An 11,911-nucleotide genomic window follows, 5' to 3' on the forward strand; every position below is an offset into this window, starting at 1 on the left:
GCGTGTGGCCGTGACGAACGCCGCCATCGAGGTGCAGGGGCTGCGGAAGAACTACGGCCGCACCCCGGCGCTGCGCGGCATCGACCTCCGACTCGAGCCGGGCACGGTGCTCGGCCTCATCGGTCCGAACGGCGCGGGCAAGACCACGACGCTGCGCATCCTGCTCGACCTGCTGCGGCCCTCGGACGGCGCGGTGCGCGTGCTCGGCGAGGATCCGCGGCGCGGCGGGCCCGCCCTGCGACGCCGGATCGGCTACCTCCCCGGCGACCTGCGGCTCGACGGGCGCACCACCGGGAAGCGGATGCTGTCGTTCTACCGCAGCGTCTCGGGCCCCGTCGCGCGCGGCAGGGAGGACCAGCTCGCCGAGCGGCTTGGCCTCGACCTCTCCCGCCCGATCGGCACACTGTCGAAGGGAAACCGGCAGAAACTCGGCCTCATCCAGGCGTTTATGCACGACCCCGACCTGCTGATCCTCGACGAGCCCACGAGCGGTCTCGACCCGCTCGTGCAGCGGACGTTCCTCGAGCTCGTGCGCGAGGCGCGGCATGAGGGCGCGGCGGTGCTGCTCAGCTCGCACGTGCTGAGCGAGATCCAGCACGTCGCCGACGACGTGGCGGTGCTCGCCGAGGGCCGGATCATCGCGACGGGAGACGTCGCGGCGCTGCGCCGCGGGGCCGCGCGGCGCATCCGGGCCGTCTTCGGCGGCACCGACTCCGACGCCGTGTGGGACCAGGTCTGGCAGCTGCCGCTGCGCGAGACAGCTCTCAGCGACGAGAGCGACGGGGTGCACCTCGAGGCGCTCTACGACGGGGATCTGGATCCCTTCATCAAGACGATCTCGTGGCTCACGACCCTCGAGCTGGACATCCAGGAACCCGACCTCGAGGACGCGGTGCTGCAGCTCTACAGCGGCTCGCACGCCCCCGCGGAGGGCGAGGCGCCGCTCGATCTCGCGACCCTGTACGGCGAGGCCGGGCGCACCGAGGGCGAGGAGCGCGCATGATGCCCGTCCTGCTGCGCGAGCTCGCCGGATCCTGGCGCTCGACCTCGCTGTGGGCGCTCGCGATCGTGGCCATCCTGACCCTCTACCTGCCGCTGTACCCGAGCCTCACCGGCGGCGACATGCAGCAGCTGCTCGACTCGCTCCCGCCCGACCTCGTCGCCACCCTCGGATACGACGACATCACCTCCGGCGCCGGCTACGCGCAGGCGACCTACTTCGGGCTGATGGGCTTCTTCCTGATCACGGCGGCCTCGGTCACGTGGGCCTCGCAGGCGATCGCGGGCCACGAGCAGTCGGGGCGCCTCGAGCTCGACCTCGCGCACGGCGTCGGCAGGGCGCAGTATGTCGCGGCGCAGTCGCTCGCCCTGATCATCCGGGTGCTGATCCTCGTCGCCGTCGGCGCGGTCACCGTGCTCGGCTTCAACGACTCGGCCGAGCTCGGTCTCGAGCCCGGGTCGGTGCTGGTGGCAAGCGCCGCCCTGGCGGGGCTCGCGCTGTTCTGCGGCGTGTGGTCGCTGCTGGCGGGTGCGGCGATCGGCGGGCGCGCGCTGTCGGCGGGCATCGGCGCGCTCGTCGCGGTGGCGGGATACGCGCTCAACGCCGTCTCGCGGCAGAACCCCGACACCGAGTGGCTGGGCGACGCGTCGCCCTACACCTGGGCCTTCGGCGACGACCCGCTCAAGGGCGGCGTGACGATCGCCGACCAGTGGCAGCTGTGGATCTTCGTCCTCGTCTTCCCGCTCACCGCGATGCTCGCCCTGCGCGAGCGGGATCTGCGCGGCTGATGAGCGCGCGCAGGGTCATCCTGTTCCACGGCACGGGAGCCACGCCCGAGGCGTGCTGGTATCCCTGGATCGCCGAGCGCCTCCGCGCCCGGGGCTACCTCGTCGAGGTCCCCCACCACCCGGGCATCAATGTGGAGCCCATCGCCGAGTTCCTCCCTGGTCTGCTCGCAGCGCACACGTTGGACGACGAGACCATCCTGATCGGGCACTCGGGCGGCGCGGCTCTGCTGCTCGCCGTGCTCGAGCACCTCGACGTCGTCGTGCCGCAGGCGATCCTCGTGGCGGGCTACGCGACGCCGCCCAACGACGAGGACGAGCCGGTGCTGCAGGAGACGTACGACTGGCACCGCATCCGCTCGCACGTGCAGGATCTGTGGTTCCTCAACTCCGTGACCGACATGTTCGGCTGCGATGCGGATCACGGCCGGGCGATGTTCGACCGCCTCGGTGGCACGCTGGTGATCCGCGACGACGACCACTTCGTCGACGACACGCTGCCGCTGCTCGACCGGATCATCCCCGACCCCGCCTGACCGGCGACCGACCTGCCGCATGTCGGTGGCCGGTGGGAGCGTTGATGCATGGACACCATTCAACGCATCCGGCCGGACGGCCTCGTCGTCAGCCCGGCCTTCAGCCACGTCGCGGTCGTCCCTCCCGGAGCCACGACGATCTACGTCGGCGGCCAGAACGCCGTCGACGCGGATGGCGCACTCGTCGGGGGCGACGACGTCGCGGCCCAGGCGATCCGGGCGGTCGAGAACGCCACGACCGCCCTCGCCGCCGTCGGCGCGACGCCGGCCGACGTCATCCAGTGGACCGTGCTGTTCGTCGACGGCGTCGACCTCGGCGCGGCCTACGGAGCCATCGCGGGCCGCCTCGCCTCCCCGGAGCCGCCCCTCGTCACCGCCGCCCGCGTCGCCGGTCTCGGTGTGCCGGGCGCGCTGATCGAGGTGAGCGCGGTCGCGGCCGTCATGCGGTGACCGCGGGGCGGGTCACTCCCCCGCGACGGCGCGGCGGGCGCGGGCGGCGGCCTCGCGGGCGATCTGCGGGGCCAGGCCGACGTGCCCGGAGGGATCGAGCAGCTGGCGGATCCGCATCGGCGGCAGCGCGGCCGTGACGCGCGGATCGGACACGAGCAGGCCCTCGAAGTCCTCGCCCTCGGTCGCGCAGCGCATCGCCGCCTCGTAGACGATGCGGTGCGCCTCGTCGCGGCCGATCTCCTCGCCGAGGGCGAGCATCACGGCCTCCGAGCCGATCAGGTTTCCGCTCAACTCGAGGTTGCGGCGCATCCGCTTGGGGAACAGCTCGAGCCCCTCGAGGATGACCTTCACCCGCATCAGCAGGTCGCCCATCGCGATGAGCGTCTTCTGCATCGCGGCGTCGAGCTTCGCCGTCGCGCCCCCGTCCGCCTCGTGCGGATGGATGACCGCAGCGACCGCCTCGGGCGCCGTCGAGCGCACGAGCGCGGCGAGGTCGAGCACATCCGCCGACAGCTTCGGGTTGCGCTTGTGCGGCATCGTCGAGCTGCCGACGGATCCCTCGGGGACGGGCTCGGAGACCTCGCCGAACTCGGTCTGCATCATCGTCTCGACCTCGATCGCGATGCGGGCGCAGGACGCCGCCACGATCGCGAGGTCGGAGATGTAGCCGGACTGCGGCGAGAGCAGGGCGCGGGAGGCGACGGGCATCGGCTCGAGGCCGAGCAGGTCGGCAACCCGGCGCTGCACCTTCGGCCCGACGTCGCCGAGCGAGGCGAAGCTCCCCACGGCGCCGGCCATCATCACGCGCAGGCACGGCCGCACACCGTGCTCGATGCGGTCGAGCCCGCGCAGCAGGTCGTCGATCCACGTCGCCACCTTCAGGCCGAACGTGATCGGCACCGCGTGCTGGCCGTGCGTGCGGCCGGGCATGATCATGGTCGCCGAGCGCTCGGCGAGGTCGGCGAGCGCGGCGAGGCATTCGATGATGAGCCGGCTGACGATCGCGTGGGCGCGGCCGATCAGGATGGCGTGCCCCGACTGCATGATGTTCTGGCTCGTCGCGCCCCAGTGCACCCATCCGCCGGCGCCCTCCCCCGCCGCCTCGGCGAGCTCCTCGATCAGGGGTACGAGCGGGTGGCCCTGAACGCGCATCCCCTCGATGACCTTCTCGGGGTCGAGGTGCGAGAGCCGGCCGACGTGCGCGATCCGGCGCGCCGCCTCCTCGGGGACGATGCCGACCTCGGCCTCCGCCCGCGCGAGGGCGACCTCGACGTCGAGCCACGACTGCCACACGCTCTCGGTCGTGTAGAGCGCACGGATGCCGGCGTCCGGCACCGAGTAGTCGGTGAACCGCCCCGCATCCCCCGCGACCTCGGCGATCGTCAGGTCGCTCGCGAGGGTGCCGAGCGACGAGATGGCCGGATACGGCGGGATCGGGGTCGGTGCGGTATCGGGCATGGCGTCATGCTACGGCGGTGCCCGGCTCGGCGGCGGCCGTGGGGACGGCGGTCCCCGGCACTGCCGACCCGCGGCGGGGTCCGCGCTCGATCAGGTTGACAAGGACGAGCACCACGAAGATGATCGCGATCTGCAGCGCTCCGTACGCGGCGGCCGATCCCAGGTCGGCCGAGTACAGCCGGTTGTAGATCTCGATCGACATCGGCGGGTAGCCGACCGGATAGACCACCGCTGACGCGACGTACTCGCCGACGCCGTCGATGAATGCCAGCAGCGCGCCGGCGAGGATGCCCTTCCAGACCAGCGGCATCACCACAGTCATGATCGAACGCATGGGCGACGCTCCGAGTGACTGCGCGGCCTCATCGACGGAAGGATCGATCGTGTCGATCGACGCTCCCGTCTCGCGGAACACCAGGGGCACGTACCGCACGAAGTAGGCGACCGGCAGGATCAGCAGCGAACCGACCAGCACCAGGCCGAAGTTCGTCCAGCTCGGTGCGGCGAACGCCGTGACCACGTTCACGCCGATGACGGTGCCCGGCAGTGCCCATGGCAGCATCACCATGGCGTCGAGCAGGCCTTTGCCGCGCGCGAGCGGCCAGCGGGAGATCACCCATGCGGCCGATGCACCGATCACGACCGCCACGATCGTGGCGTAGAACGCCATCTGCAGCGACACGTTGATCGGGAACAGCGACTCAGGATCGGTGAAGATCGACACGTAGTTCTCAAGCGTGTACTCGGGCGGCAGGACCTGTGTGGTCCAGGTGCGGTTGCGCGAGAACGAGACGAGCACGATCACTGCCACCGGGGCGATCAGGATCAGCGCGAGCGCGAGGCTGCCGAACCCGGCGAGCGCCGACGCCCATCCTCGCGTGCGCGTACGCGTGCGCTGGATGCCCTTGGAGAGGCTGCGGTACGTCTGTCGACCCTGGTACCACCGCATCAGGAACAGGAAGCCGATCGAGACGACCGCGAGCACCGTCGACTGAGCCGCGGCGAGCTCGTAGTTTCCGCCCACGCGGGTCGAGACGATCTGCATCGTCAGGGTCGGCACGTTGTACAGCTGCGGCGCGGTGAACGACGCCATCGACGTCATGAACGTCAGGAGCGCGCCCGCGACGAGCGCGGGAGTGAGCATCGGCAGCACGACCGTCGCCCACACCCTCCACCTCGGCGCTCCGAGTCCCGCGGCGGCCTCCTCCAGCGAGGTGTCCATGCCGGCGAGCCCGGCCGCCACCGACAGGTAGAAGTACGGGTACATGGTGAGCACATGCACGAGCAGCACGCCGCTCACGCCCGTGACCGACACGGCGGCCGCCTCGACGCCCAGCACTGTCTCGACCGCGCGCGGGAAGATGCCGGTCTCGTTGTACAGCAGCGTGAACGCCATCGCGCCGATGAGCGAAGGCAGCGCGAGCGGCAGCACCGCCAGCACGGACAGCAGGCGGCGTCCGGGAAAGTCGAACCGCGTCAGCAGCACTGCGAGAGCGGTACCGACGATCGCGCACAGCACGACGGTGGCAAGCGACGTGCCGACCGACAACAGCAGCGCGCGCTGAGACCCGCCCGAGATGAAGTTCGAGTAGTTGGCCAAGAAGCCGCCGCCGCCCGTGCTCTGTGCGGCGGTCTGCAGCATCGGCAGAACGACGAAGAACGCGATGACGGCGAAGACCGGCAGGGCGAGGAAGACGATGGACCGCTCGCCGGGCGTGAGCCGGCGCCTTGTGCGCCCCTCCGTCGGCTCCCCGGCAAGCGCGACCACCTCAGTCTCCGTCGGCACGGTGTGCGACATCACGCGGCCTCGATGGTCGACTCAGGGATCAGCCAGCCCGCCCGCGGATCGACGACAAGCCCGATGCGAGCGCCCGTCTCCACATCGACATCCGGCGTCGAGACCGCGACGGTCGCGCCCGCGATCTCGACCTCGAGCATCGCGATCGCTCCGAGGAACTCCTTCGAGGCGACCACGCCGTGCAGCGCCGCTTCGGCCTCTCCCACCACACGCAGCACCTCGGGCCGCAGGGACACCTCCACCTGCTGCCCCGTTCCCACGACGGCGTCGGCCTGGCGCCGCACGATGAGGTCGGCGTCGCCGACGCGGACCGTCGCCGTGGCACCCGCGACCTCGCGGACCACGCCGGGCACCACGTTGCTGCGGCCGATGAAGCGCGCCACGAACGCCGTCGCCGGCTCGTTGTAGATGCGGCGAGGGGTGTCGACCTGGTGGGCGCGTCCGTCGGCGAGCACCGCGATCCGGTCGCTCATCGCCATCGCCTCGGCCTGGTCGTGCGTGACGTAGATCGCCGTGGTCGCCGCCGCTTTCTGCACCTCGCGGATCTGCATGCGCGTCTCTTCGCGCAACTTGGCGTCGAGGTTCGAGAGGGGCTCGTCGAGCAGCAGCACCTCCGGCTCGATCACGATCGCACGCGCGAGCGCCACGCGCTGCTGTTGGCCGCCCGAGAGCTGGTCGATGCGCCGCTCGCCGTAGCCGTCCAGGCCAACGCGTTCCAGTGCCTTGTCGACCCGGCGCCGTCGATCGGCTCCAGCGATCCGGCGGAGCTTCAGCCCGTACGCGACGTTGTCCGCGACGCTCAGATGCGGGAACAGCGCGTAGTTCTGGAACACCATGCCGATGCCGCGCTTGTGCGCGGGCATACGCGTGACGTCCTTGTCACCGAAGCGGATCGCCCCGTCGGTGGGCGACACGAATCCTGCGATCATGCGCAGCAGCGTCGACTTGCCGCAGCCGGACGGCCCGAGCAGGGTGAAGAACTCGCCTGCCCTCACCGTGATGTCGACGCTGACCGTCGGGGCGGCGTCCGGTCGCTCGCCGTACGTCTTGCTGAGACCGTCGAGATGGATCGGGAGCACGTCTTCCTCGCCTTTCGAAATGCATGCGGGGGCCGGCCGGGCAGGACGCTCCCGGCCGGCCCGCGGATCAGCCCTGGTTCTTGATGTTCTCGAGCCAGTAGTCGATCCACTCGGTCTCGTGCTCGGCGACCAGCTCCTTGTCGTACTCGAACTCCTCCAGCGTGAGGTCCGCCAGCCACGCGGGCGGGTTCTCGATCTCGACGGTGGGGATCTGGAACGCGTTGTTCACGAGCCAGTCCTGGGTCTCCGGGCTGAAGAGGAACTCCGCGAATGCTTCGGCGCCCTCCGGGTTCGGCCCGCCGGCCACCTTCGCGATGCCGTCCGTGTTGATCGGCGATCCCGAGGCGGGCTCGATGATGCCGAACGCCGCACCCTGCTCTGCCTGGGCCAGGATGTCCTGGTGGTTCCAGAGCGTGATCGGGGCCTCCTGACGCTCGAGCCGCAGATACAGGTCCTCCGGGTTGGCGGCGTAGTCCTTGGTGTTGGCGTCGAGTGCGCGCAGCCACTCGTAGCCGCCCTCGGGATCGCCGTCCTCCTCGAAATGACGGGCGATCATCGCCGCATAGATGCCGCGCATGGTGCCGGATGCGGCGACGTCGCGGATCAGGATCTGGTCCTTCCACTTCGGGTCGATCAGCTCGTCCCAGTCCTTCGGAGCCTCCTCCTCGCTGAGCATCTCGGTGTTGTACGCGATCAGCTGCAGCTGGCGCATCTCGGCGACCCACTTGTCGTCGTCGAACTGGAAGTCGTCCTCGACGAGGTCGAGAACTCCGTCTCCCCAGGGTTCGATCAGGTCTTCCTGCGCGGCGGGGGTGAACAGCGACGGCGTCCCGCCCCACCACACATCCGCCTGGACGTTGTCCTTCTCGGCGCGGATACGGTCGGCGACCTCGGCGGCGCCGAGGGTGACGAGCTGCACGTCGTATCCGCTCGCCTCCTCGAACATGGGGACGATCTCATCCGTGATGGCCGAGGGACGCGGCGAGTAGATGGTGACGGTGCCGAGGCTCTCGCCCTCGCCGCCGGAGCCGCCGCTGCCGCTCGGCTGCTCGAGCCCGCAACCCGTCAGTGCAAGGCCCAGCACGGTGATCGCCGCGCCCGCGGCGAGGATCCTACGGTTCATTCCAGGTGCCCCCTTTGGCGCATGGTCGTGAGGCGGCCCCGCGCGATGCTGCGCGGAGGGCTGTTGATGGATCGATCCACCACCTCGCCAGCAAATGTGCCAGAGGGCGCGCGGGGACGTCAACCGACACGGTCGAGATCACGACGGGCGGGACTCAGGCGCCCCGCGTTCGGTCAGTCGTGCGTGCCGCACGACTCCCGCACGATCAGACGCGGCGGCTGCAGGTGCGAGACGGGCGCGCGGTGGTGCTCGAGAGCGGCTACCAGCTCCTCCGCCGCCTGACGGCCCAGGTCGAAGCCGTCCGTCTCAACCGTCGTGAGTGAAGGGATCCAATACCGGGCCGCGGCGACGCCGTCGTAGCCGATCACGCGTACGCGGCCGGCGAGACCCGCGTCGTGCAATGCGCGCGCGAGCCCCATGGCCGCGGCATCTCCGTGGCACAGCACGCCGTCGGGCAACGGGCCCCCGGCCGCGATCATCGCGAGACCGAGCTCGAAGCCGCCGTCGCCGCTGGGCTCGCCCGCGAGGTCGGTCAGCTCGATATCAGTGCCCCGCGCCGCGATGGCCTCCCGCATTCCGCGCATCCGGTCTCGGCGCGAGGCGACCTCGGGCCAGCCGCCCACGTACGCGATCGTGCGGCAGCCGTGGTCGAGCAGATGCTCGGCGGCGAGCCGGCCGCCCATCACATCATCCGGCCCCACGTAGGGCCGCTCCTGCCCGGGGATGTAGCGCGACACCAACAGGCTGGGCACCTCCCACGCGTCCAGCACGTCGATGAGCTCGGGACCGCTGCCCGTGGCGGGGATCAGCGCCACGCCGGCGACCCTGTGCTCCCTCAGAGTGCTGACGGCTCGCTGTTGGCGGTCGAGGCGGTCCATCGTCGAGACGACGAGCGAGGTGTAGCCGGCCTCGGTGAAGGTCGACTCGAGGCCCAGGAGCAGGTCGCCGAAGTGCGGGCGGTGGATGTTCGTGACCACCACGCCGATCGAGCGCGATGTCTTGCGGCGCAGCGCGCCGGCTGCCTCGTGATACACGTACCCGAGCTCAACCATCGCGGCGCGGACGCGTTCGCGGGTCTCGGCGGATATCCGTCCCGTACCCATGACGACATTCGACGCGGTCGTGCGCGAGACGCCGGCCGCCATGGCCACGTCCCGCAGTGTCACACGGCGGCTCATGTCGCCACGGTATCCGAAGGGCTCTCACCCCTTGACACCCGCCCGGTTTGGTGGTTCATTACTCAAGTAAGTAACCAGACCACCGGAGGATCGGATTGATCGAAGAAGGCAGACCGCTGTTCGTGCAGATCGCCGAGCAGATCGAGGACTCCATCGTCGACGGGAGCCTCGCCGAGGAGGCGCAGGCGCCGTCGACGAACGAGCTCGCGGCCTTCTACCGGATCAATCCGGCCACCGCAGCGAAGGGAGTGGCGATGCTCGTCGACAAGGGCGTGCTGATCAAGCGCCGCGGCATCGGCATGTTCGTCGCCGACGGCGCCCGCGAGCTGCTGCTGCGCGAACGGCGCCAGGCGTTCGCCGACCGCTACGTCACCCCCCTCCTCGCCGAGGCTCGGAAGATCGGCCTCGGCACCGACGACCTCGCCGCGCTCATCCGCGAGCACGGCGCAACGACCACCACCGAAAGGCGATCATGACCGCGGTCATCGAGGTGAGGAACCTCACCAAGCGATACAGGGACACGCTCGCACTCGACGACGTCAGCTTCGACATCGAGCGCGACACGATCTACGGCTTCCTCGGGCGCAACGGCGCGGGCAAGACGACGGCGATGTCCATCCTGACGGCGCAGAACTTCGCGACCTCCGGCACCGTGCGCGTGTTCGGCGAGCACCCGTACGAGAACGCGCGCGTGCTGAGCCGCCTCTGCTTCGTGCGGGAGAGCCAGAAGTACCCCGACGACGCGACGCCCCTTCACGCCTTCGCCGCCGCGCGGCTGTTCTTCCCGAACTGGGATCAGGACTTCGCGACCGAGCTGATCGCCGACTTCCAGCTGCCGGTCAAGACGCGCATCAAGAAGCTCTCGCGAGGCCAGCTCTCCGCCGTGGGCGTCATCATCGGCCTGGCGGCGCGCGCCGAGGTCACGTTCTTCGACGAGCCGTACCTCGGCCTGGACGCGGTCGCGCGGCAGATCTTCTACGACCGCCTGCTCGCCGACTACGCGGAGCGCCCCCGCACCGTGCTGCTGTCGAGCCACCTGATCGACGAGGTCGCCAACCTCATCGAGCGGGTGCTCGTGATCGACCAGGGCCGGATCGTCATGGACGAGACGACCGAGGACGCGCGCGAAAAGGCCACGAACCTCGTCGGCGATGCCGCCGCGGTCGAGCCGTTCATCCGCGGACGCGACGTCATCCACCGCGAGAGCCTCGGCCGGGTCACGTCCGTCACGTTCCTCGGCGCCCTGTCGGCCGCCGAGCGCGCCGAGGCGCAGGCCGCCGGCCTCGACCTCGCCCCCGTTTCGCTGCAGCAGCTCATCGTGCGCAGCACCCAGCACACCCCGGCGGCCGCGCCGGCTTCGACCGAGGAGGTGGCGCGATGAACAGCCGCGTGCTGAACGTCGTCCGACTGCAGTTCGTGAACAAGGTGACCTACCTGTGGATGCCGCTGATCGTCCTCGGCGGATCATTCCTGATCTCGTTCCTGATCTTCGCGATGATCCCGATCGACGAGCCGAAATACGGAGGCGGAAGCCAGGCGCCGCTGTGGGCGTTCCTCGCCGTGGGCATCCAGGCGATGACGCTGTCGTTCCCGTTCTCGCAGGCGATGAGCCTGACGCGCCGGGAGTTCTACCTCGGCACGCTCGTCGCGGCGGCGATCACGGGCGTCATCCTGTCGACGGTCTTCGTCCTGATCGGCCTGCTCGAGCAGGCGACCGAGGGCCTCGGCGTCAACGGCTACTTCTCCTACCTTCCCGCGGTCTGGGAGGCCGGATGGTGGGGCGCCTGGATCACATACTTCGTGATCACGATGTTCTTCTTCGTGATCGGCTTCTGGTCGGCGACGATCTACAAGCGCTGGGGGACGATCCTGCTCACGGTCGTGCTTGTCGGGCTCGGCCTGCTGCTGGTGGGCGCGGTGTTCCTGATCACGCGCCTCGAGGCGTGGCCCGCGACGTGGACGTGGCTCGTCGAGACCGGGCCGCTCGGCCTCGCGCTGTGGGCGGTGCCCGCCATCGCCCTGATGGCGGCCGGCTCGTACCTCACCCTGCGGCGGACGATCGCCTGACCGCTATTCGGTGCGGAAGGCTTCGTGGTGGCGGATGACCTCCGCCACCACGAAGTTGAACCATTTCTCGGCGAACTCGGGATCGAGGTGGGCGGCCTCGGCGAGCGCGCGCAGGCGCGCGACCTGCTGCTCCTCGCGGCTCGGGTCGGACGGCGGCATCGCGTGCCGGGCCTTCAGGCGGCCCACCAGCTGCGTGGCCCGGAACCGCTCCGCCAGCAGATAGACGAGAGCGGCGTCGATGTTGTCGATGCTCGCGCGCAGGCGCAGCAGGGTCTCCTGGGGGTCCTCGGCGGGCACGTCCGTCATGGACACGAGGTTACCGGTGCGCAGGATCCGAGGGACCACCGAAGTCCCTTGCGAGCGAAGCGAGCGTGGAGCGAAGCGACCCCGCAGCGCGAAGCGCTGCCGCAATGGAGCGAAGCGACAGTGCCTCGCTC

The 11,911-nt window shown here is 70.1% G+C and carries 13 protein-coding genes; 7 read left to right on the forward strand and 6 right to left on the reverse strand.

Going from position 1 to position 11,911, the window contains the following annotated elements; all coding sequences use genetic code 11:
- The first annotated feature begins 10 nt into the window (after positions 1-10).
- The 4 genes from ABD161_RS00240 to ABD161_RS00255 are packed head-to-tail and all read left to right on the forward strand — an operon-like array spanning position 11 to position 2,771.
- Positions 11-1,003 (forward strand): ABC transporter ATP-binding protein, encoded by a 993-nt coding sequence (locus ABD161_RS00240; RefSeq protein ID WP_343998582.1) that lies wholly within the window; start codon positions 11-13, stop codon positions 1,001-1,003.
- Positions 1,000-1,788 carry an ABC transporter permease subunit gene (locus ABD161_RS00245; protein WP_343998584.1) on the forward strand — a complete coding sequence of 263 codons (789 nt, stop codon included), beginning with the start codon at positions 1,000-1,002 and terminating at the stop codon, positions 1,786-1,788. Before ABD161_RS00240 ends, ABD161_RS00245 begins: the two co-directional genes overlap by 4 nt.
- Positions 1,788-2,321 carry an alpha/beta fold hydrolase gene (locus ABD161_RS00250; protein WP_343998586.1) on the forward strand — a complete coding sequence of 178 codons (534 nt, stop codon included), beginning with the start codon at positions 1,788-1,790 and terminating at the stop codon, positions 2,319-2,321. Before ABD161_RS00245 ends, ABD161_RS00250 begins: the two co-directional genes overlap by 1 nt.
- A 48-nt stretch (positions 2,322-2,369) precedes the next feature.
- Positions 2,370-2,771: a RidA family protein gene (locus ABD161_RS00255; protein WP_343998588.1), complete on the forward strand. Its 402-nt coding sequence runs from the start codon at positions 2,370-2,372 to the stop codon at positions 2,769-2,771.
- A 12-nt stretch (positions 2,772-2,783) separates the two neighbouring features.
- On the opposite strand, the gene ABD161_RS00260 is transcribed toward ABD161_RS00255, so the two are convergent.
- From ABD161_RS00260 to ABD161_RS00280, 5 genes are all read right to left on the reverse strand, one after another.
- Positions 2,784-4,229 (reverse strand): class-II fumarase/aspartase family protein, encoded by a 1,446-nt coding sequence (locus tag ABD161_RS00260; RefSeq protein ID WP_343998590.1) that lies wholly within the window; start codon positions 4,227-4,229, stop codon positions 2,784-2,786.
- Positions 4,230-4,233: 4 nt separating this feature from the next.
- Positions 4,234-6,027, reverse strand: coding sequence for an ABC transporter permease (locus ABD161_RS00265; RefSeq protein ID WP_343998592.1), 1,794 nt, complete (start codon positions 6,025-6,027; stop codon positions 4,234-4,236).
- On the reverse strand, positions 6,027-7,106 hold the full coding sequence (locus ABD161_RS00270) for an ABC transporter ATP-binding protein (protein ID WP_343998594.1): 1,080 nt from the start codon (positions 7,104-7,106) through the stop codon (positions 6,027-6,029). Before ABD161_RS00270 ends, ABD161_RS00265 begins: the two co-directional genes overlap by 1 nt.
- Positions 7,107-7,173: 67 nt before the next feature.
- Positions 7,174-8,229 carry an extracellular solute-binding protein gene (locus tag ABD161_RS00275; protein WP_343998596.1) on the reverse strand — a complete coding sequence of 352 codons (1,056 nt, stop codon included), beginning with the start codon at positions 8,227-8,229 and terminating at the stop codon, positions 7,174-7,176.
- A gap of 173 nt (positions 8,230-8,402) precedes the next feature.
- Positions 8,403-9,407: a LacI family DNA-binding transcriptional regulator gene (locus ABD161_RS00280; protein ID WP_343998598.1), complete on the reverse strand. Its 1,005-nt coding sequence runs from the start codon at positions 9,405-9,407 to the stop codon at positions 8,403-8,405.
- 95 nt (positions 9,408-9,502) lie between these two features.
- On the opposite strand from ABD161_RS00280, the gene ABD161_RS00285 reads away from it, so the two are divergent.
- From ABD161_RS00285 to ABD161_RS00295, 3 genes are read left to right on the forward strand one after another with little or no spacing between them, the layout of a single operon-like run.
- Positions 9,503-9,883, forward strand: a complete 381-nt coding sequence (locus ABD161_RS00285; protein WP_135114514.1) for a GntR family transcriptional regulator — start codon at positions 9,503-9,505, stop codon at positions 9,881-9,883.
- Positions 9,880-10,788, forward strand: coding sequence for an ABC transporter ATP-binding protein (locus ABD161_RS00290; RefSeq protein ID WP_343998601.1), 909 nt, complete (start codon positions 9,880-9,882; stop codon positions 10,786-10,788). Before ABD161_RS00285 ends, ABD161_RS00290 begins: the two co-directional genes overlap by 4 nt.
- Positions 10,785-11,474: a hypothetical protein gene (locus ABD161_RS00295; RefSeq protein ID WP_343998603.1), complete on the forward strand. Its 690-nt coding sequence runs from the start codon at positions 10,785-10,787 to the stop codon at positions 11,472-11,474. Before ABD161_RS00290 ends, ABD161_RS00295 begins: the two co-directional genes overlap by 4 nt.
- Positions 11,475-11,477: 3 nt before the next feature.
- On the opposite strand, the gene ABD161_RS00300 is transcribed toward ABD161_RS00295, so the two are convergent.
- The gene (locus ABD161_RS00300; protein ID WP_343998605.1) at positions 11,478-11,780 is read right to left on the reverse strand and encodes a chorismate mutase; all 303 of its coding nucleotides are present in this window, start codon (positions 11,778-11,780) and stop codon (positions 11,478-11,480) included.
- Between the last annotated feature and the right edge of the window lie 131 nt (positions 11,781-11,911).

The sequence above is a fragment of the Microbacterium paludicola genome, assembly GCF_039529675.1.
GTDB classification, from domain to species: Bacteria; Actinomycetota; Actinomycetes; order Actinomycetales; family Microbacteriaceae; genus Microbacterium; species Microbacterium paludicola.